Source organism: Bacillus spongiae (assembly GCF_037120725.1).
Lineage (GTDB): Bacteria > Bacillota > Bacilli > Bacillales > Bacillaceae_K > Bacillus_CI > Bacillus_CI spongiae.
The window spans coordinates 271,889-293,907 of sequence record NZ_JBBAXC010000001.1; the positions used below are offsets into that span (position 1 = coordinate 271,889).

Here is a 22,019-nt window from a genome sequence, read left to right on the forward strand (position 1 = left end):
TCTTGATATTGATAATAGGAATACCAATCATGAGAAGATTTCGATATCCTGTGGAATAAGTGAAAATAATAGCAAGCCGTTTAGAGAAACGGGTTTTATAAAGGGTATGAATATAAGGGGGCAATGACGATGAGTGTATTGCAAGTGTTACAAGAACAAAAAAACATAGGGCTACCGGAAAAATATCATAATCTTTCTGTTGAAGAAATGGAAAGAAGAGTTAAGGAAATTAAAGATGATCTAGGAGATAAACTGTTTATCCCAGGACATCATTACCAGAAAGATGAAGTAATTCAGTTTTCTGATTCTGCAGGTGATTCATTACAGCTTGCGCAAGTTTCAGCTCGTAATTCGAAGGCAGAATATATTGTGTTTTGTGGCGTACATTTTATGGCAGAAACAGCAGATATTTTAACAACTGAAGCGCAGAAAGTAATTTTACCAGACATGCGCGCTGGCTGCTCAATGGCTGATATGGCGGACATCCATCAAACAGAAAAGGCTTGGAAAGAGCTTCAAAGTATGTTTGGAGATACGATTCTCCCCCTAACATATGTTAATTCTACAGCGGCAATTAAAGCGTTCGTTGGGAAATATGGTGGAGCAACCGTTACTTCTTCAAATGCTCATACAATGGTAAAATGGGCACTTAAAGAAAAACAAAGAATACTGTTCCTTCCTGACCAACATTTAGGTAGAAATACTGCTTATGACCTTGGAATACCGCTAGATAAAATGGCTGTATGGGACCCAATTCAAAACGAACTTATCTATGATGGAAACCCGGAAGAAGCTATTGTTATTCTATGGAAGGGTCATTGTTCTGTCCATGAAAATTTTACGGTTAAAAACATTGAGAACGTCCGAAAACAATACCCTGAGATGAACATCATTGTCCATCCGGAATGTAGCCGTGAAGTGGTTGAGTTGTCTGATGATAATGGTTCAACGAAGTATATTATTGAAACGATTGAAAAAGCTGAACCTGGCACTTCATGGGCAATTGGTACGGAGATGAATTTAGTGAATCGGCTTATTCAAAATCATCCTGATAAACATATTATTTCTTTAAATCCATATATGTGTCCATGCTTAACGATGAACAGAATTGATTTACCACATCTGTTATGGGCGCTCGAAAGTATCGTAGATGGAGATCCAATCAATATTATTTCAGTGGATGAAGAAGTTTCTAACTATGCTATAGCTGCATTAGACCGAATGCTAGAAAGAGCCTAATAAGTGAAATATACCTTCCTTTATGTGGGAAGGTATATTTTTTTTTTTCCATTCATAAGTTTTTGTATAGATTAATCGCACTTTGCCTATTTTCACATAGGATATATAGACTTATGCCTGAGGAGGGAAAAAGAGTGAAGATCCATATTGTTCAAAAGGGAGACACTCTTTGGAAAATCGCCAAAAAATATGGTGTGGATTTCGAAGAGGTAAAGAAGATGAACGCTCAGCTATCAAATCCAGATATGATAATGCCCGGCATGAAAATAAAGGTACCAACATCAGGAGGGACCGTAAAAAAACAGGTGAATTTTGGTGCGAAAGAGATGCCAAAAGCAACTCATCCATATAAAAAAGAAATGCCTTATAAGGAAGCACCGAAACCAATGAAAAAAGAAGTACCGGTGCAACCACCACCTAAAATGCCAACGCCGGTTATTCCGGAAATTGACATTAATAATTACTATATGATGAACATGGCTAATATGCAGATTAAGAAGGAAGCACCTGTTCTGCCAGAAAAGCCACCTAATGTTCTTCCTGTTGTGGAAAAAGAAAAACCAGTTGTAGAGGAAAGTCCAGAATGTCCTCCAATGCCAATGTATGAGCAATGTGTTCCAGTTTCACCGATTATGCCAGGAGCTGGATTCTGTCCACCACAAGGTGGGTACGCTCCACACATGCCTTATAGTAGCTACAGTACACCAATGCACCACCAACAGTGGGGGCCAAATGGAGTGGCAGGTGTAGATAATATTAATGCGATTGCATCCAATGATGAATCCTCCCCTTATATGGGAATGTATCCAGGTATGATGCCGGAAAATGGAGTACCTTATCAAATTCCGGGTGTTCAAAATGAAATGCCTGCACAAATGGGAATGGCTCCGGGTTCATGGGGAATGCCAATGGAACAAAGTAATGGAATGGGACCTCATACAATGGGGATGCCAATGGATCAAAGTAATGGAATGACGCACGGTTCATGGGGAATGCCAATGGAACAGAATAATGGAATGGGACCTCATACAATGGGAATGCCAATGGAACAGAATAATGGAATGGGACCTCATACAATGGGGATGCCAATGGAACAAAATAATGGAATGGGATCTCATACAATGGGGATGCCGATGGAACAAAATAATGGAATGGGATCTCATACAATGGGAATGCCGATGGAGCAGGGGAATGGAATGCCTTCTCACTCAATGCACCATTCAAATGGACCAATGGGTAATCCGCACGTAATGCCACAAGGAGCTGGTTATGGGCCGCACGGGATGCACTATGGTGTTCTACCAGGAGTAGAAGGTCAGGGAGCACCTTTCCCTTACGGAGGTACTGGAATGCCGTGGCAGCCCGGTGGAGTAGTAGAAGATCCCGGTGCATTAGTACCATTTGGTGGTGCTGGAGATAACGGGGCACAAGTTCCACCTTCTGCCGTCGCAGGAGTTCAAAGTCACCATGGGATAGACGATGGTTGTGGGTGTGGTCCAAGAATGACTGGCTATGTTCCGAAAGGGCCAGTAGGTGGTCAAATGTATCCTGCCCCATATATGGGCCCACAATATTTTACCGGTCCACCAAACGGTTTTCCGCAAGGACCATTTTCTATGCCTAGACCATATGACGATGAATTCGACAGGTAGCCTGAGAGGGGACGATTTTTATAATCGTCTCCTTTTATATTTTCAATCGGAGCTTAATGTAAAAAATGGATACCTTCATTATTTAAAAAAAGGGAAATGGCTTCTTGCCTATAATACCGAAAAGTGGTTTGTTAAAGAGTATAGAAAAGAATCGCATTTTCTTTCACAGTTTATGTTAAATAACAACCTATCTAAAGATGGCTTTCCATTCAATGTGAATTTCCATCCGATTCATTATAGGAAGAAACTGTGTTTCGAAGGGAAATATTATGGATTATATTACTGGGTAGATTCCTCATCATTAGATTATCGTCTGTATGATGATCGACATAAAGCGCTAAAAGTTTTATCGGCTTTTCATAAGTACACAAATCAATATGTCTATCATTTACAACCGTATATACCAACTTTTAACCTTTTAGAAAAATGGAGGAAAAGGCAAAAAGAATTTTTGAAAAATGCTCCATATTTTCGATTGTTCATTCCAGAATCCATGTTAGCAACGTTTCTATACTGGGGAAATTATTCGCTTCAAAAGCTAGCAGAAATGGAAGAATTATGGGTGAAAAAAGATGTATGTGTAGTTCATGGAGATGTTGCCCATCATAATTTTATAAAAAACAAAGAAAACGACTGTTATTTAATTGACTTTGATTTGATTGCAATAGCGCCTAAGATTGTGGATGATTTACAGTTATCAAACCGATTTTTACATGCGATTAACTGGGATAGCCAGGCGCTTTGGGCGCATGATCTCCTGTATAAATACAAATCGAATTTACCCTTCTTATATGGTCTATTTTATCCGACTGGGATATACCGAGAATGGAATCGGTTTAGACGACTTGATATACAAACTCAACTGGCAACCTGGCCGTTTCTTCAGCAAATGACCTTTAAGAAGCACCATAACAGAATAATCTTCTTACAGAAAACAGGCGAGCTCATTCAAGAGTTGGAAAAAAAATCAATTAAATAAGTCAATTTTATCCTTGTATGTTTACGGATGATCCTCTAAAAACTAAAAAGGAGCAAAGTTTGCTCATTTTAAGATTGGAGGAGAAGGTGCATGAGAAAACGTTCGTATATGCTATTTAGTATCTTGCTCACCACATTTATTTTCGGCGGATGTCAAGGGACAGAAGAGATAGATGAACGTACAAATCTTTATGGAGCAGCGCAATATGATTCAAATTGGAAGCATGGTGGTCCAATGAGAATTATGTATGATTCTCCTGAAGGAAAAGAAAGGGAGGTCGTACGTGAGAATGCAAACGGAGAGATAATAGATAACAATCAAGATAATAATTATCATGGGCATTGGGATTCTATTTCTACAAAGGCAAAAAACTCCTACTATGCTGCTTATAACGGAAAATTTGTTGAAGAAATAAGCATACTTGCTTCTTCAGTCGAAAATGTAAATGAGGCTAGAGTGATTGTCGATAGAAATGTGGCAATCATTGGTCTTGATTTAGTAGAAAATGACCAAAGAAGTAAACAACAAACGGAAGAGAGAGTAGCAGCAGCGGTTGATCCATATATTGATGGAAAACAACTTTATATAGATTCAACCTATGGAAACTTTGCTCGAATAAAGGTAATTGATAATGACCTTCGTGATGGGGGACCGAAAAGATTTCTCGCTAAAGATGTGGAAAATTTAATTAAAAGCTTGAAAGCAGAGGTCGAATAAAATTTAACTTTAAAGCGAACTTAGCGATGCTAAGTTCGCTTTTGTTTTAAAATAAGTACTTCCTAAGTATTGTAAGACACTTAAAAAGAAGAATATCCATGGTGAATATTGGGAAACCTTTAGATGAAGCAAATAGAATGTATTAGAGGTGGTCAGAATGATTAGAGCTTTTCGTATTTTGTACATGAGTCTATTGATTGTTACTATAACAGTATTTAATTTAGATCAATCTGTTTGTGGGGCTACTGATTCTCAAGCAAATACAGAAAAGCACGATTCAACAGAGGTGGCGCCAGCTCATCAAATTACAGTTATTCTTGAAAGGTTATATTTAGATGGTGAAAGCAGTAAAGAGGTTGTTACAAAAACCATTTGGTCAATGGAAGATTTTTGGTCAGAGTATGAAAAATGGAATTTAGTAGAGATGAATGAAGAGGTTGCGATTTTTCAACAGCAGATGAATGATATTTCTCCTTTGTTAAAAAGTAATGGATATTTTGGCATAACAGAGGGTGGAGTGTTAACAATTTTTAATGGAAAGCCTGACAAGTCAAATGTAATTCAATCTTTTTTCCAAATAGATATACCTAAGCTGGAAAGTAAAACGCAAAAAGAGCTAGTGAAAGGTATTCCAATCAAATCAAAAGAAGAGTATAATGAAGTATTAGATGTTTTTAAACCGTATAAAAAAAATCGTTAAACGAGAAAGAAAAAATAATGTTTTTCAGTTATACTAACAAAAGAAAAGGCACCCTAGGAAAGGTCGCCTTTTTCTTTTGTTATTTTTTTGATAAAATAAGAACAAATGTTTCGGGGGAATTCGTCATCGATGTAGTTTGTAATTGTTAAAAAAGATGATATGATACTATTTGTTAACCTTAAGGAGAGAAAATCATGTATGAATATATAAAAGGGACGGTTCAATACGTTGGTCCTGAATATGTCGTGATTGAAACTGGAGAAATTGGATATAAAATATTTGCACCAAACCCATTCTCCTTTTCACCTTATCAACATAAAACGATTCAAGTCTTTACATACCAACATGTTCGCGAGGATTTAATCGCTTTGTATGGATTTTTATCAAGAGAAGAAAAACTATTGTTTATGAAACTATTGAATGTTTCAGGAATTGGGCCTAAAGGGGCTCTTGCTATTTTAGCATCTGGCGAAGTTCAGGCTGTGATCCATGCCATTGAAAATGAGAATGAAGCGTTTCTTGTCAAATTTCCTGGTGTCGGTAAGAAGACGGCAAGACAAATGATATTAGACTTAAAAGGAAAATTACAAGACGTTGTTCCTGATTACTTCCCTAATTTATTTCAATCAGATGTGGAGGAAGCTTCAGCGGAACAAGCGGATATGGAAGAAGCAATTCTTGCATTAAAGGCACTAGGTTATTCCGAAAGGGAACTTAAGAGGATACAACCTAAATTAGCAAAAGAAAATCTTAATACAGATGAATACATTAAAAAAGGGTTACAGCTTCTTCTAAAATAAAGAAAGGAGGTAATTCTATATGGAGGATCGGCTAGTTTCCAACGATATCGAATTAGGAGAAATAAACTTTGAACAATCCCTTCGCCCTAAAACGTTACGTCAATATATTGGTCAAGATAAAGTAAAAAAGAATCTTGAGGTATTTATTGAAGCTGCCAAACTTCGGGAGGAGACGTTGGATCACGTTTTATTATATGGACCTCCAGGCTTAGGGAAAACAACTCTTGCTGCGGTGATTGCTAATGAAATGGGAGTACAATTAAGAACGACATCAGGACCAGCAATTGAACGTCCAGGAGACTTAGCAGCTGTTTTAACAGCACTTGAACCAGGAGATGTCCTGTTTATTGATGAAATCCATCGATTGCAACGTTCTATTGAAGAGGTTCTTTATCCTGCAATGGAAGATTTCTGTTTGGATATTTTGATAGGGAAAGGACCGTCGGCCAGGTCGGTTCGCCTTGATCTTCCACCATTTACGTTAGTTGGGGCTACGACAAGAGCTGGTTCTTTATCTGCTCCACTTCGAGATCGTTTTGGTGTTCTTAGCCGCTTAGAGTATTATGAAGAGGCTCAACTTCAAGATATTGTTCAGCGGACATCAGAAATATTAGAAACAGAAATTACGGAAGAAGCAGCAGGGGAAATCGCTAGAAGATCGAGAGGAACTCCTCGAATTGCAAACAGGCTTCTACGTAGGGTTCGTGACTTCGCACAAGTAAGAGGAGATGGAATGGTTACAACTCAGCTTACCATCGATGCGTTAAATTTACTTCAAGTCGATTCAGTAGGCTTAGACCATATTGACCATAAGCTTTTACGTGCCATAATCGAAAGGTTTAGAGGAGGGCCAGTTGGCCTTGATACGATTGCAGCTAGCATTGGAGAGGAATCCCATACAATTGAAGATGTTTATGAACCATATTTATTACAAATTGGGTTTTTACAACGTACTCCTAGGGGAAGAATGGTAACAGATCTTGTCTATCGTCATTTAGGAATGGAGATACCTAAAGAAGAGTAGTATTTTTTACTACGAGAAGAGAATACTGAATGAAAAATAAAACGTTTCACAGTCAATATTATTATTTATTGAACTATAATATAGGGTTACTATAGCTAGTATATTGAACTAGAGAAAAACAGATTGAAGGGTGACAGCAGTGAAAGTCCAAGACTTTGATTTTAATTTACCAGAAAACCTAATTGCTCAAGTGCCTTTAAAAGAGAGAACAGAGAGCAAGTTAATGGTTTTAGATAAAGAAGACGGAACCATTCAGCATACTGTCTTCAAAAATATTATAGATTATCTTGGTGAAGGTGATTGTTTAGTGTTAAACGACACACGTGTTTTACCAGCACGTTTGTTTGGCGAGAAGGAAGGTACAAAGGCTAATATTGAAGTATTATTATTAAAGCAAGAAGAAAATGATGTATGGGAAGCGCTTGTTAAGCCTGCTAAACGGGTAAAGGAAGGCACGATTATTAGTTTTGGGGACGGTAAGCTAAAAGCGAGATGTGTTGGTACAGAAGAACATGGAGGAAGACTTCTGCATTTTTCTTATGAAGGCATTTTTTATGAAGTATTAGATGAGTTAGGTGAGATGCCTTTACCACCATACATTCGAGAAAAGCTTGATGAACAGGATCGCTATCAAACCGTTTTCGCTCGTGAGCGAGGATCTGCTGCTGCTCCTACGGCTGGTCTTCACTTTACTGATGAACTTTTAGATGAAATTAAAGCAAAAGGGATTCATCTTGCGTTTATTACCTTGCATGTTGGATTAGGAACTTTCCGACCAGTTTCAGTCGATACGATCGAGGAGCATGAAATGCATGCTGAGTTTTATCAAGTGACGGAAGAAACAGCTACCCTATTGAATGAAGTGAAGCGTGCTGGTGGAAATATTATAACGGTAGGTACTACTTCTACACGGACGCTGGAAACGATTGCCTCAAAGCATAATGGGATGTTCGTTGCAGAAAATGGGTGGACGGATATATTTATATACCCAGGGTATGAGTTTAAAGGAATAGACCAGATGATTACGAATTTTCACCTACCAAAATCAACCCTAATTATGCTTGTAAGTGCATTAGCTGGTCAGGAAAATGTATTACATGCGTACAATGTAGCCGTTCAAGAAGAGTATCGCTTCTTTAGTTTTGGAGATGCAATGTTCATTCGATAATGGTATGAAACAAGGAGATGTTATAAAATTGACTGCAATAAGATATGAGCTTATAAAAACGTGTAAACAAACGGGTGCTCGTTTAGGCCGTGTTCATACACCACACGGTTCGTTTGAAACACCAGTGTTTATGCCAGTCGGTACACTTGCTACCGTCAAAACGATGGCACCAGAAGAATTGAAAGCAATGGATGCAGGGATTATTTTAAGCAATACCTACCACCTTTGGCTTCGACCTGGGCATGATATTATTAAAGAGGCAGGTGGCCTACATAAATTTATGAACTGGGACCGATCTATTTTAACGGATTCAGGTGGCTTCCAAGTCTTTAGTTTAAGCCAATTCCGTAAAATTGAGGAAGAAGGAGTACATTTCCGTAATCACTTGAACGGGGACAAGCTATTTTTGAGTCCTGAGAAGGCGATGGAAATACAAAATGCATTAGGATCTGATATTATGATGGCATTTGATGAATGTCCTCCTTATCCAGCTGAGCGTGATTATATGAAGCGGTCTGTTGAACGAACATCACGTTGGGCTGAACGCTGCTTGAAGGCTCATCAACGTCCAGAGGATCAAGGACTCTTTGGTATTGTTCAAGGTGGAGAGTATGAAGATTTACGTAAACAAAGTGCTCAAGATTTGATATCTCTTGATTTTCCTGGTTATGCTATTGGTGGGCTTTCGGTTGGTGAGCCTAAGGACGTGATGAACCGAGCATTAGAATTTACAACACCACTATTACCGACAAACAAACCACGTTACTTAATGGGGGTAGGGTCACCAGATTCCTTAATTGATGGATCAATACGTGGAATTGATATGTTCGATTGTGTTTTACCGACACGTATTGCTCGTAATGGTACCTTAATGACGAGTGAAGGTAGACTTGTTGTTAAAAATGCAAAATATGCACGTGATTTCCGACCAATCGATGAAAATTGTGATTGCTATACGTGTAAAAATTACAGCCGAGCTTACATTCGTCATTTAATTAAAAGTGATGAAACGTTTGGGTTGAGATTAACAACTTATCATAACCTTCATTTTCTGTTAAAATTAATGGAGCAAGTTCGACAAGCGATTCGTGAAGATCGTTTAGGGGACTTTAAAGAAGAGTTTTTTGAACGTTATGGGTTTAACCGTCCTGATGCAAAAAACTTTTAATAGGCTATTTGAAAGGAGGAGTTATTTTGGCTACATTGATTAATTTATCACCGATCATTTTAATGTTTGTGTTATTTTATTTCCTGTTAATTCGTCCGCAACAAAAGCGTCAAAAAGCGACAATGCAAATGCAGAATGAGCTTCAAAAAGGGGACAAAATTGTGACGATTGGTGGTCTACATGGTATTGTAGACGCTATTGATGAAGGAAAGATTGTTATGGTTTGTGGAGATAAAACACGTCTTACATATGACCGAAATGCAGTTCGTGAAGTGATTGAAAAAGGAAAGTCTATGTAATATGAAGAACGAAAGATGTAGCATTAATGCTGCATCTTTCGTTTTGTTTATAGTGAGGGTCGTTTGTATAAACAGGTTCGCTGTCAATGGAATGGTTATCACAACCTTTCAGCAGTGAATGTAAGGTTCATGAAACTAAATAGTAATATTATGCACTACTCCTTCCTCCGCTCACATTTACTCCTAATATTCCTCCCATCATCGCAGTTACAATATAGCAAATATGATAGACTACCTCTTGAAGTGTAAATAATTGATCATACCCTAAATAACGAAATGATAAAACGAGTAGGGAGAATAAACCGCCAGTAAGCGTCCCAAAAAGCCAACCTTTTTCTTTGGCTTTACCACCTGTAATAAACCCACCGCTAAAAAGAGCAATAAATGAAACAATCGTAATGAATAAAGAAATGGAACTTTCTTGGAGGTTAGTGAATCGAAGGATAGTAGCAAATATAGCAGAAAAAACAATAGCAATCCCTAAAATTGTAGCTAAACCAAATAACACGGCTCCGCCTAGCTTCTTAACTTCCATCAGCATTCTCCCCTTTTCGTCTATTTGCAAGTAATCTACAAAACAAACATATTTAGTACAAGCATATTCTGCAAAAAGAAAAAAAGACTATAAATTTTATTGGGCCAAGCATCATACAATACGATGAGTGGAGAAAAGGAGAGGGCGAATATGATTGCTTACCTGGTGGGATTTGTTTTTGTCATCACCTATATATTTTTGATTACTGAAAAATGGAACCGAGTGCTCGCTTCCTTATCAGGTGGTGTATGTATGTTGCTAATTGGCGCATATTCGATTGAAAAAGCTCTATTTACATACATTGACTGGAAAACGATTACGTTGCTATTTTCCATGATGCTGATTGTAACCGTTACGAGTAAAACAGGGTTCTTTGAGTATTTAGCCATTGTACTTGCTCAACTTGTTCATGGGAACGGTGTTGCGTTATTAATTGTATTCGCTTTATTATCAGCAATCGGATCTGCGTTTTTAGCGAATGTGACGGTGGCCATGCTGTTAGTTCCGATTTTATTTACTCTAATAAAAATATTAAATATTCCCGCTATCCCCTTTTTGGTTATCATGATACTTTCCTGTAATATTGGTGGAACGGCTACTTTAATTGGGGATCCACCCAATATGATGATTGGTCAAGCTGTTGAACATTTTACGTTTAATGCCTTTATAGTCAATCTACTACCCATTTCTGCTGTTATACTCCTTGTAACCATTCTATTTTTAAGTTTAGCGTATCGGAAAAGACTGGTGGTTTCTCCTCAAAATCAATTAAAATTAAAACGATTGAAGCCTAGGTCATATTTACAAAAAGATAAGGGGTTAGTGGTTTCTCTTTCTGTCTTACTAGTAGTATTAATCGGATTTGCACTTCATCCCATATTGCATCTAGATGTTACGACGGTCGCTTTGGCTGGTGCCGTTTTACTGTTAGGACTTTTGGAAAGAACCTACCAACCAGAGCAGCTATTAAAAGATATAGAATGGGGAACATTGTTTTTCTTTATCGGGTTATTTATGCTCGTAGGTGGGTTGGAGGAATCAGGATTTATTGATGAGGTTGCAAGAGAGATATTAATGTTAACCGAAGGTGATATGAAGACAACAGCATTTGTCATTTTATGGGGGACGGGTATCCTATCCGCAATTATTGATAATATTCCATTTGTCGCAGCCATGATTCCTGTTATTCAAGAATTTAAAGAATTTGGAATGGTCAATATGGATCCACTATGGTGGTCATTGGCACTAGGTGCTTGCTTAGGAGGGAATGGGACACTACTAGGATCTTCATCAAATTTAGTCATTGTTGGCCTCGCTGCTAAGGAGAAAGTAAAAATTCAATTTAAGGAATACTTGGTTATCGGTATCCCTATTACAATCCTCTCTTTGGCTATATCCACGTTATACGTATATTTTAAGTATATAAAGCCCTTCTTTTAATAGGAGCGAATCTTTCAACAAAATACAACAATATAGGATAGCACCTGTAAATTCCTAGTCCATATGAATGAATAAATAAAAGCACTCCAAAACAGTCGTTTTGGGTGCTTTTATTTATTCATTCATCCGGCGTATTGCTAGATTAGTCTAGTCTCTTTCCTGGCAAAGTGAACCGGATGAAATGATCTTAATTCATTCTTTTAGGTACATCGATAGGTAGGAGGGGATAGGCTAGATCATTTTTCTCTGATTCTTCCTACCTTACATTGTATATTGCTTGCCCCTTTCACAACGTGCCATGGAAAATCTAATGATTGATATTTGCTTTTATAATTCATAGTGTCTGTTATTCTGCCGGCTGTGACTAGCTCGAGTGAGATAATCTCCTTACCATTTTTACTCTTTCGTGAGTATATGTATGTGCTCATTTGCAATCGAACAGTCGGTGGAATGAAATATATTCCATTATGAGTCTATTTTAAGTAAGCCATACTAATAGTCAGTCTTGAAGGAGGTAGAGACGTGAATGATTTGTTGCTAATCATATTTCGAACCATTTTTTTGTATGCAGTCATTATCTTGATTTTTCGGTTAATGGGGAAGCGGGAAATTGGAGAGCTTAGTATATTGGATTTAGTAGTATTTATCATGATTGCTGAGCTTGCTGTATTGGCCATTGAAAAACCTGATACGTCTCTTCTTGAAGCCCTTCTTCCAATGGTTTGTTTAATGGTAATCCAAATTGTGACAGCTTGGTTTTCATTAAAGAGCAAAAAGTTCCGAGAGCTGATGGATGGTAAGCCCACAATAATCATTAATCGTGGAAAAATTGACGAGAAAGCAATGAAAATGCAACGCTATAATTTTGATGACCTACTCCTTCAGCTACGCGAAAAAGACATTGATAACGTAGCGGAGGTCGAGTTTGCTATCCTTGAGCCATCTGGTAAGCTTTCTGTTTTTAAAAAAGACCCGGCAACAAAAAGCGGGGAGAAGGACCTTACTCTTCCACTTATATTAGACGGAGTCATTCAACAATCGCATTTAGGAAACATCGGTAAAGACAGCTCTTGGCTTAAGAAGGAGTTAAGGAAAAGAGGATATCCTTTAGTTGAAGATGTTTCCTTTTGTTCATTTCAAAATGGAGAGTTTTACATCGATTTAAGAGATGAAACTTGAATGGTTAATGAATATACCGATTTACAAAAGGAATTCGCTTTAAATCTTGCTTTGTAATTAAACCGAATAAATAAAGAAGAAAACAATAAAGTAAGGAAACGCTAGAAAGGCCAAGAAGGAGTCGAACTCCAGTAGCATTCCCAGTAAACAAATGTTCATAAGACCATGTTCCACCTATCACCACTAAAACACCGATGAAAGCAAGTTTTATATAGTCCTTAACATAAAAGCTCATCGGTATTACTTTAAGCATTGTGGCAAAATGAAGCAAAGTAACAAGCATGAATCCAACAACGATTGAAATAGCGGCCCCGTAAATACCGAAAGCTGGTTGTGAGGCAAGTATAAAAATTAACCCGAGCTTGGCTGCTGCTCCAATTAAGCTGTTAATCATAGCGGCTCTAGCTAAGTTTAAAGCCTGTAAAACTGCTTGTAATGGACCTTGGTAATAATAAAAAAGGAAGAAGGGTGCCATTAACTTTATAAAGGGTGCAGCTTTGGTTGATCCGTATATTGTCTCCATTAATGGATAGGCAAAAATAAAGAGAAGGACAACAGCCAGTCCACCTGTCACTAAAGAGAATCGAAGAGCTTCCTGTAGCCTGATTCCAACTACTGATAGCCTCTTTTGAGAGTATGCTTCGCTAATCGCGGGAACAAGGGATGTTGATAAAGAAACCGTAATAAAGGAGGGAAGAAATAGTAAAGGAAGTGCATAGCCCGTTAAGGAACCGTATTGTTTAGTTGCAGCAATTGTTGTAACGCCTGCTAGATACAAGCTATAGGAAACGATAATGGGTTCAAAGAACCATGATAGAGAACCAATTAATCGACTACCTGTAGTAGGGATGGCTACCGTCAACAATTCAGTGAGCGTTTCTTTTCCTTTCGCTAATGAATTAAAAAAGTTTCTTCGCACTGGAAATTTCTTTTTCATTTTAAACATGGTAAACATATAGACTAGAGAAGCTAATTCTCCAAATACAGAAGCAGCCATTGCTCCAGCAGCAGCATATTCAATACCGTAGGGGAGGAATGCTTTTGTCATGGCGGCAATCAGTATAATACGAACAACCTGCTCAATAACCTGTGAAATAGCGGCAGGTTTCATATTTTGCCTACCTTGAAAATACCCCCGAATAACAGAAGAAACGGCAATAATAGGAATCACAGGTGCAATGGCAACTAGAGGGTAATAAATTCGATTATCGGTAAAAAGAACATCGGACAAGAAGGGCGCTAATAGGATAAGAGCTGGGGTGAAAATGAGTGATAAGCCAGTTGTTACACCAAGGGAAACAGCAAGAATTTTTTTTATTTTTTTTGTATTCTTTTGAGCTTCAGCTTCGGCAACACTTTTCGAGATGGCAACAGGGAGACCTAGTTGTGTAATGGTTATGACAAGTACTAATGTGGGAAAGGCCATCATATAAAGACCTACGCCTTCCTCACCGATAAGTTTCGTAACGACTATCCTGTTAATAAAGCCGAGAATTCTTGTTATAAACGCTGCAAGCATTAAGATCATGGTACCTTTAAAAAACTTAGACATGTGCCTCCCTGCCTTCTCAAAAATGGTAAATTAATATACAATGAAGTATATGCAGCAGGTTGGACAAAGCATGACAAGTTATTACCAATTCTTATATTGTAAATAAGGAGGGAACAGGATGGAGAGGCATCCGTATGACTGTTATTTTGATTTGTTAACACCCGTGCTAAATAGTAAATGTGAAGAATTGGAGCTATTAGATTATGGAAAAGTATCGAATCAAATGCTTTGGAGCTATCTAACAAGGAAAAAGTGGAAGAAAGCACAGGATAACCCCTGCTTTTCTGCACTTGTTAACGAGGTTTTGGCCGTAAAGCCTGGTGATTTTATGAATTTTCAAACCGTCGATGCGTTTCGATCTCCTAACTGGTTTACGGAGGTAGAAGAGGGAGACCTAAATGCTTTACTTTATGGAGAAAGGAAAATTTGAAAATTTAGAAAATAAATTGACAGTCTATTTTTTCTAATTCATAATGTAAATGTTCGTAAAATTCTGGTGGTGAGTTATACCAGATTTTTATCTTGATCGTAGGTTAATATAGGCAAGGAGGAATTACATAATGGTAAAGCGCAGCAGGATTGTGGCATTTTTCTTACTACTTCTATTAATTGGAACAGCAATAGGAACCACAACCGACAATATTGTGAAAGATATTAAGCTTGGATTAGATTTACAAGGTGGTTTTGAGGTTCTCTATGAAATTCAATCATTAGAAGGAGAAGAAGAAGAAATAACCGATCAAGTTGTTTCAGATACCGCGGAAGCGTTGGATAAGCGGATTAATGTCATTGGTGTGAGCGAACCGAATATTCAAATTGAAACAGGGAATCGGATTCGGGTTCAGCTTGCAGGTGTAGAGGATCAATCAGAAGCACGCGAACTACTTTCAACTCAAGCGAACTTAACGTTCCGCGATAAGAATGATGAGGTTCGTTTGGATGGGTCCGACCTTAAAGCAGGCGGAGCTAAGCAAGTATTTGATGACTATGGAAACCCAATTGTTTCGCTTGAACTAAAGGATCGCGAGAAATTTTATAATTTAACAAAAGAACTAGCACCAAATGATGAACCATTGGTGATATGGCTTGACTTTGAAGAAGGGGACTCTTATGAAGAGGAAAGAACAAAGGAAAATCCTAAATTCATTAGTGCCCCACGAGTACAAAACCCAATCAATTCAGATGAAGCTACAATTGAAGGCTCATTTACGTTGGAAGAAGCACAGAATTTAAAAGGCTTGTTAAATGCGGGAGCACTTCCAGTAAAACTTGAGGAAATATATTCAACATCTGTTGGGGCAAAATTCGGTGAGCAGGCAATGGAGAAAACAATCTTTGGTGGAATAGTTGGGATTGCTATCGTATTTTTATTTATGATTGTTTTCTATCGTTTTCCTGGTGTCATTGCAACGATTACTTTAACACTTTATATTTTCCTTATTTTATTAATTTTTGATTGGATGAATGCAGTATTAACGCTACCTGGAATTGCCGCCCTTATATTAGGTGTCGGGATGGCAGTCGATGCAAATATCATTACGTATGAAAGAATTAAAGAAGAAATTAAAGTAGGAAGACCGATCAAAGCTGCTTTCAAAGCTGGAAATAAAAACTCATTTATGACCATTTTAGACGCAAATATTACAACGATTTTAGCTGGAACTGTACTATTTATTTTTGGGACAAGTTCAGTTAAAGGGTTTGCGACAATGTTAATTGTTAGTATTTTAACTAGCTTTTTAACAGCTGTTTGGGGTTCTCGACTATTGCTTGGTTTATGGGTCAACAGCTCTTATTTAAAAGATAAGCCAGGTTGGTTCGGAGTGAAAAAAGAAGACATTCATAAATTATCTGAAAATGTGGATACACTTGATTTAAAAACTCGCTTCGATAAATTTGATTTTGCAGCAAAGCGCAAATTATTCTTCGGTATTTCTGGTACTTTGATCACTATTGGGTTAGTGGTATTAGCCATTTTCCGTTTGAACTTAGGGATCGACTTCACTGAAGGAACACGCATGGAGATTTTGGCAGAAGGCTCCTTAACGGAAGAGAAGATTGCATCAGAATTAGAGGAAGTGGGAATTACATCTGATAATATTGTTATTTCAGGGAATAACGATGAGGTTGGAGTTGTACGATATGCATCAGAACTTTCTCAAGAAAAGATTGCGAGCTTAAAACAGCATTTCAATGAGGTGTACGGCGCTGAACCAAGTGTTAGTACTGTTTCTCCGGTTGTTGGAAAAGAGCTAGCGGCTAATGCGGTTAAAGCGTTAGCAATAGCATCTATTGGGATTATTTTGTACGTAACCATTCGATTTGAGATGTATATGGCAGTTGCCGCTATTACGGCACTTCTCCATGACGCCTTTTTCATCCTAGCCTTTTTCAGCTTAACTCGCCTTGAAATTGATATAACCTTTATTGCTGCTGTCTTAACCATCATTGGATATTCAATCAACGACACGATCGTTACGTTTGATCGACTACGTGAAAATGCTCGAAAGAAAAAGCGTTTAAAAACAGCTGAAGACATAGCGGAAGTTGTCAATACGAGCTTGCGTCAAACGCTAACGAGGTCGATTTCAACGGTTATCACGGTTATCTTTACTGTTGTAGCTTTGATGATCTTTGGTAGTACGTCTATCAATAACTTTACGATTGCCTTGTTAGTCGGACTAATATCGGGTACGTATTCTTCTATCTTTATTGCCGCTCAATTCTGGCTCATTTTGAAAAATAGAGAATTGAAGAAAAAGGGAACAATCGTGACCTATAAAGAGAAAAAAGTTTGGAAGGACGAACCACAAGTATAAAGTAGCAGATTGAATTCGAAAGAGCAGCAGTCACTTTAAAATCACTGGAGAAATAGTCCTTACAAATGGTTTTAGAATTGTTTCTATTGAAACCCGCGGGCTTTTGGTAAAAATCGAATGAAGGAGACAATAAACACCTTCGGTTTTATCATTCTTTAATGAGAAGAGGAACTGTTAATCTATGCTTTTTTCCTTCTGCTGAGCTTGAAGACTGACTTTTTTACACCATCGTCTTGTATAGGAAAGGCCGCTCGATATGCGGTCTTTTTTATATTTCATGTAGTTTTTTCTTTGTTATAGGTTACAATAAAGTGAATCTATCGATGGAACTATACATAAGAATCGATAAGGGGGGAGAGGCTTGACTGAAGACCGTTTTAGAAAGGCTGAATTTGCAGCGTTAATAGGTATTATTGGAAATATCATTTTAGCGATAATAAAATGGGTTGCCGGAATAGCCGGGAATAGCCGTGCTCTAGTGGCAGATGCTGTACATTCCGCTTCAGATGTAGCAGGGTCACTTGCCGTATACATAGGATTGCGAGCTGCAAAGCAACCGCCAGACAGGGATCACCCATATGGTCATGGGAAAGCGGAGTCTATCGCTGCCATTATCGTTGCAGTTTTATTGTTTTTAGTAGGAATTGAAATAGGCAGAGCTTCTATTGAATCATTTTTCGACCCTATTGATCCACCAACCATTGTGGCGATTTATGCGGTTATATTTTCGATTATCGTTAAAGAAGCTATGTTTCAATATAAGTATCGTCTAGGAAAAAAAATAAATAGTGATGCTTTGATTGTTAATGCATATGAACATCGATCAGATGTTTTTTCATCTATTGCAGCGCTCATAGGGATTGTCGCCTCTATTTTAGGGGGAAGGTTAGAAATTGATTGGTTAATTTATGCAGATCCAGTTGCAGGATTATTTGTCGCTCTACTAGTTTTACGAATGGCTTGGCATTTAGGAAGTGAATCTATTCATAATACATTGGACCACGTATTACATGATGAGGATACGGTTGAATTGAAAGAGATTGTGTTGGCAATCCCTGAGGTAAAGGCACTAGGAGAGTTACATGCTAGAGAGCATGGGTACTATGTTATTATTGATATTAAAATAAGCGTTGATCCCCACATAACTGTAGAAGAAGGACATAAAGTAGGCAAGAAGGTTAAGAATGCACTCTTAGCTAAGGCGAATGTTAAAGATGTCTTTGTACATATTAATCCATATAACTCCAATGATTCTTAATTTCGTTCTTGAAAGGAAGTGAGGATTTTGAAGTTCCAATGGACATTATTATTTAGTTTTGTATTCGCTATAATTGTTGCCGTATTTGCTGTAATTAATGTCGAGCATGTTTCTGTGAATTATTTACTTGGCAGCTCAGAATGGCCACTCATTCTTGTTATTCTAGGCTCTGCTTTATTAGGAGGGCTTATCGTTGGAGCGGGAGGGATGGTGAAAGTCTTTAACCTCCAACGACAGACGAAGCTGTTAATCCGTGAGAACGAACAATTGCGTGTGGACCTTTTTAAAGGTCCTCAGGGAGAAGATCTAAAAAAAGATGAACGCAGTGATAAATGACCTTCTGTATCATTGTCTAATTTTTACCACAAAGCCTCTGCTTCGTGGTATTTTTATTGGAAACTCAGTATAGGGTGTTGCCCTTTTGGCCATATCTTACATTGAAAGCTATTTTTTTGTTTTGTATAATAAGAAGGTCAAAGGGGTGAACGAATGTTACATTCTAAAAACCGTTGGGTTGTTCAAAAGGTTAACAATGAAATTATAGACAAGCTCGAAAATGAATTAAATATTCCTTCTATTGTTTCACAATTATTATATAACCGTGGCATAACAACTGTTGATGAGGCACGGTCTTTTTTATGGAGCGACCATGATAATATTCATGATCCATTTTTACTAAAAGATATGGATAAAGCAGTTGAAAGAATTCATCAAGCCATTTCACAAAAGGAAAAAATACTTATCTTTGGGGACTATGACGCAGATGGAGTAAGTTCCACTTCTGTTATGATGATTACGCTACAGGATCTAGGTGCACATGTTGACTTTTATATTCCTAATCGTTTTTCAGAAGGTTATGGACCGAATGAAGGTGCTTTTCGTTATGCTGCTGCAGAAGGTTATTCATTAATTATCACCGTTGATACTGGAATAGCAGCAATAAAGGAAGCAGAGATTGCTGAAGAGCTTGGATTAGATTTAATCATTACCGACCACCATGAACCGGGTCCAAAATTACCGAAGGCGATGGCCATTTTGCATCCGAAAAGGGAAGATTCGACCTACCCCTTCACTGATTTAGCAGGCGTAGGAGTAGCGTTTAAATTGTCTCATGCTTTATATGGTCAGTTTCCAGATCACCTAGTAGAAATTGTCGCAATTGGAACGATTGCTGACCTTGTACCACTATTGGGAGAGAATAGAATATTGGTTAAACAAGGGTTAGCGAAGCTTAGGCAATCAAAACGCCCAGGAATCAAGGCCCTATGCCAAGTCGCTGGGACGACATTAGGGGAAATAACAGAGGAAACGATTGGATTTATGATTGGTCCAAGAATAAATGCTGTGGGGCGTTTAGGAGACGCAGATCCAGCTGTAGACTTATTATTGGCTGAAGAGATGGATGCAGCACTAGCCATAGCTCAAGAAATTGACAATAAGAACAAGGAAAGGCAAGCGATCGTTGCAGAGATGACAAAGGAAGCAGAAGAGATCGTTAACAAGCAATTTTCACTCGAAGATCAAAAGGTATTAGTGATTGGAAAGGAAGGATGGAATCCTGGTGTAGTTGGAATTGTTGCTTCTAGACTTGTTGAAAAATATTATCGACCTACGATTGTATTAAGCTTCGATTCAGAAAAAGGACAGGCAAAGGGTTCTGCTCGTAGTATAGTTGGTTTTGATTTATTTCATAATTTATCTAAAATGCGAGAGCTACTTCCTCATTTCGGAGGCCATCCGATGGCAGCGGGGATGACATTGTCATTAAAGGATGTAGATGAATTACGAAATCGTTTAAATGAGCAAGCTAAACAACTCCTTTCAGAAGAAGACTACACTCCTATTAAAGAACTTGATGTTGAAGTTAAAGTAGAAGACGTCTCATTGGAGAGCATTCAGCAAGTGGAATTGCTTTCTCCATTTGGTGTGGCAAATCCAAAGCCAACCGTTCTTATTCGAAATGCTTCTGTCGGTAATTTACGAAAAATAGGAGGAAATAAGGATCATTTAAAGTTGAATCTACTCCAGAATGAAAAAAACTTAGATGGGATTGGTTTTCATATTGGAGCGCTTGCTGATCATATCTCCCCAGCTTCAACCGTGTCAGCTATTGGACAATTATCAATCAATGAATGGAATAATACGCGTAAACCACAAATTTTTCTGCAAGATATTAAGGTAGAAGAGTGGCAGCTTTTTGATATGAGGGGAATCAAGCTCCAAAAATGGATTGATATTGTTCCGAAAAAGAACACACTATATATATACTTTGATCGGAAAAATATGAACCGACAGGAATTCTCCCTCTTAATAGAGGAGTCTATTTTGATTTCTTCGCTAGAAGAAGCGGAAAAACTCTCTGTAGAAGGAAAAAATATCGTCATTTTAGATATGCCTGTAAAGAAAGAATATTTACAAGTTCTCTTACGAACTGGAAAACTTGAACGATTGTATTGTTATTTCTATCAAGAAGGTAGTCATTATTTTAGTACAATGCCTACAAGAGACCATTTCAAATGGTATTATGCATTTCTTACAAAACGGGGTACATTTGACCTAAATCGATACGGTGACGAGTTGGCAAAACACCGTGGTTGGACAAAAGAAACAATAGAATTTATGTCACAGGTGTTTTTTGAATTAAATTTTGTTACAATAAACAATGGATTAATTTCCTTAAATCCTGTTTCAGTGAAAAAAGATTTAAAAGAGTCTAAGTTATATTCACAAAAGCAGGCATATTTCCAGCTTGAAAATGAATTATTGTATTCTACGTATCAAGATTTAAAGAAATGGTTTGATGCGTTAGTACATTTGTCGGTAAAACATGAGGAGGAAATGGAATTATGGATTTAAAGCAATTTGTGACAATCGTAGAGGATTGGCCAAAACCAGGAATTAAATTTAAAGATATTACGACGTTAATGGATAACGGTGAAGCTTATAAATATGCTACAGACCAAATCGTTGAATATGCTAAAGAAAAAGAGATTGATCTAGTTGTAGGCCCTGAGGCTCGTGGATTTATTATTGGATGCCCAGTTGCATACTCATTAGGTGTAGGCTTTGCTCCTGTTCGTAAAGAAGGAAAGCTACCTCGTGAAACAATTAAGGTTCAGTATGGTCTAGAATATGGTAAGGATGTTCTAACTATTCATAAAGATGCGATTAAGCCAGGACAACGTGTATTAATTACGGATGATCTATTAGCAACTGGCGGGACGATTGAAGCAACCATTAAGCTTGTTGAAGAGTTAGGTGGGGTTGTTGCAGGAATTGCCTTCCTCATTGAACTTTCTTATCTTGACGGCCGTGACAAGCTTGACGGATATGATATGCTTACATTGATGGAATACTAAGCTTCAAAACAAGACATTTAGAAGAGCGCTCATTGTAGTGCTCTTTTCTTATTGTTTTTTTCTATGTATAATTTAAAGAAAGACAATGTTTGATTATTGTGAAGGGTAACATAGACCTATTCTTGTTCATC

General features: G+C 37.8%; 19 protein-coding genes and 1 pseudogene. 18 read left to right on the top strand and 2 right to left on the bottom strand.

Features of this window, described 5'->3' with window-relative positions; all coding sequences use genetic code 11:
* The first annotated feature begins 129 nt into the window (after window positions 1-129).
* The 10 genes and pseudogenes from nadA to yajC all read left to right on the top strand — a co-directional run bounded on the left by nadA (window position 130) and on the right by yajC (window position 9,746).
* Complete coding sequence (gene nadA / locus WAK64_RS01270; RefSeq protein WP_336585108.1) at window positions 130-1,239, top strand: quinolinate synthase NadA; 1,110 nt, start codon at window positions 130-132, stop codon at window positions 1,237-1,239.
* A 134-nt stretch (window positions 1,240-1,373) separates the two neighbouring features.
* Window positions 1,374-1,521 (top strand): annotated as a pseudogene (safA, locus tag WAK64_RS22550) (SafA/ExsA family spore coat assembly protein); the annotation flags it as partial.
* 1,353 nt (window positions 1,522-2,874) lie between these two features.
* Window positions 2,875-3,870 (top strand): phosphotransferase, encoded by a 996-nt coding sequence (locus tag WAK64_RS01280; RefSeq protein WP_336585110.1) that lies wholly within the window; start codon window positions 2,875-2,877, stop codon window positions 3,868-3,870.
* Between the two features lie 90 nt (window positions 3,871-3,960).
* Window positions 3,961-4,587, top strand: a complete 627-nt coding sequence (locus tag WAK64_RS01285; protein WP_336585111.1) for a YhcN/YlaJ family sporulation lipoprotein — start codon at window positions 3,961-3,963, stop codon at window positions 4,585-4,587.
* A gap of 157 nt (window positions 4,588-4,744) precedes the next feature.
* Window positions 4,745-5,287 (top strand): intercompartmental signaling factor BofC, encoded by a 543-nt coding sequence (locus tag WAK64_RS01290; protein WP_336585112.1) that lies wholly within the window; start codon window positions 4,745-4,747, stop codon window positions 5,285-5,287.
* A gap of 194 nt (window positions 5,288-5,481) precedes the next feature.
* Window positions 5,482-6,087, top strand: a complete 606-nt coding sequence (ruvA, locus tag WAK64_RS01295) for a Holliday junction branch migration protein RuvA (protein WP_336585113.1) — start codon at window positions 5,482-5,484, stop codon at window positions 6,085-6,087.
* A gap of 19 nt (window positions 6,088-6,106) precedes the next feature.
* On the top strand, window positions 6,107-7,111 hold the full coding sequence (gene ruvB / locus WAK64_RS01300) for a Holliday junction branch migration DNA helicase RuvB (protein ID WP_336585114.1): 1,005 nt from the start codon (window positions 6,107-6,109) through the stop codon (window positions 7,109-7,111).
* Window positions 7,112-7,250: 139 nt separating this feature from the next.
* Complete coding sequence (gene queA / locus WAK64_RS01305; RefSeq protein ID WP_336585115.1) at window positions 7,251-8,279, top strand: tRNA preQ1(34) S-adenosylmethionine ribosyltransferase-isomerase QueA; 1,029 nt, start codon at window positions 7,251-7,253, stop codon at window positions 8,277-8,279.
* A 4-nt stretch (window positions 8,280-8,283) separates the two neighbouring features.
* Window positions 8,284-9,447: a tRNA guanosine(34) transglycosylase Tgt gene (gene tgt, locus WAK64_RS01310; RefSeq protein ID WP_336585116.1), complete on the top strand. Its 1,164-nt coding sequence runs from the start codon at window positions 8,284-8,286 to the stop codon at window positions 9,445-9,447.
* 23 nt (window positions 9,448-9,470) lie between these two features.
* Window positions 9,471-9,746 carry a preprotein translocase subunit YajC gene (gene yajC, locus WAK64_RS01315; protein WP_336585283.1) on the top strand — a complete coding sequence of 92 codons (276 nt, stop codon included), beginning with the start codon at window positions 9,471-9,473 and terminating at the stop codon, window positions 9,744-9,746.
* A 148-nt stretch (window positions 9,747-9,894) separates the two neighbouring features.
* On the opposite strand, the gene WAK64_RS01320 is transcribed toward yajC, so the two are convergent.
* On the bottom strand, window positions 9,895-10,281 hold the full coding sequence (locus tag WAK64_RS01320; RefSeq protein WP_336585117.1) for a TIGR04086 family membrane protein: 387 nt from the start codon (window positions 10,279-10,281) through the stop codon (window positions 9,895-9,897).
* 150 nt (window positions 10,282-10,431) lie between these two features.
* On the opposite strand from WAK64_RS01320, the gene WAK64_RS01325 reads away from it, so the two are divergent.
* Window positions 10,432-11,721: an ArsB/NhaD family transporter gene (locus tag WAK64_RS01325; RefSeq protein WP_336585118.1), complete on the top strand. Its 1,290-nt coding sequence runs from the start codon at window positions 10,432-10,434 to the stop codon at window positions 11,719-11,721.
* Window positions 11,722-12,243: 522 nt separating this feature from the next.
* Window positions 12,244-12,900 (top strand): DUF421 domain-containing protein, encoded by a 657-nt coding sequence (locus WAK64_RS01330; protein ID WP_336585119.1) that lies wholly within the window; start codon window positions 12,244-12,246, stop codon window positions 12,898-12,900.
* Between the two features lie 4 nt (window positions 12,901-12,904).
* Here the strand turns inward: WAK64_RS01330 and spoVB are convergent, their stop codons facing one another.
* Window positions 12,905-14,452 carry a stage V sporulation protein B gene (gene spoVB, locus WAK64_RS01335; protein WP_336585120.1) on the bottom strand — a complete coding sequence of 516 codons (1,548 nt, stop codon included), beginning with the start codon at window positions 14,450-14,452 and terminating at the stop codon, window positions 12,905-12,907.
* Between the two features lie 118 nt (window positions 14,453-14,570).
* On the opposite strand from spoVB, the gene WAK64_RS01340 reads away from it, so the two are divergent.
* The 6 genes from WAK64_RS01340 to WAK64_RS01365 all read left to right on the top strand — a co-directional run bounded on the left by WAK64_RS01340 (window position 14,571) and on the right by WAK64_RS01365 (window position 21,888).
* Entirely contained in the window at window positions 14,571-14,882 is a 312-nt protein-coding gene (locus WAK64_RS01340) for a post-transcriptional regulator (RefSeq protein WP_336585121.1), read from the top strand.
* A gap of 130 nt (window positions 14,883-15,012) precedes the next feature.
* Complete coding sequence (secDF, locus tag WAK64_RS01345; RefSeq protein WP_336585122.1) at window positions 15,013-17,271, top strand: protein translocase subunit SecDF; 2,259 nt, start codon at window positions 15,013-15,015, stop codon at window positions 17,269-17,271.
* A gap of 361 nt (window positions 17,272-17,632) precedes the next feature.
* The gene (locus WAK64_RS01350; protein WP_336585123.1) at window positions 17,633-18,529 is read left to right on the top strand and encodes a cation diffusion facilitator family transporter; all 897 of its coding nucleotides are present in this window, start codon (window positions 17,633-17,635) and stop codon (window positions 18,527-18,529) included.
* Between the two features lie 27 nt (window positions 18,530-18,556).
* Window positions 18,557-18,865 carry a LapA family protein gene (locus WAK64_RS01355; protein ID WP_336585124.1) on the top strand — a complete coding sequence of 103 codons (309 nt, stop codon included), beginning with the start codon at window positions 18,557-18,559 and terminating at the stop codon, window positions 18,863-18,865.
* A 153-nt stretch (window positions 18,866-19,018) separates the two neighbouring features.
* The gene (gene recJ, locus WAK64_RS01360) at window positions 19,019-21,385 is read left to right on the top strand and encodes a single-stranded-DNA-specific exonuclease RecJ (RefSeq protein ID WP_336585125.1); all 2,367 of its coding nucleotides are present in this window, start codon (window positions 19,019-19,021) and stop codon (window positions 21,383-21,385) included.
* A complete protein-coding gene (locus WAK64_RS01365; RefSeq protein ID WP_336585126.1) occupies window positions 21,376-21,888 on the top strand; it encodes an adenine phosphoribosyltransferase in 513 nt (170 codons plus the stop codon). The genes recJ and WAK64_RS01365 overlap by 10 nt, the downstream gene beginning before the upstream one ends.
* Window positions 21,889-22,019: the final 131 nt, after the last annotated feature.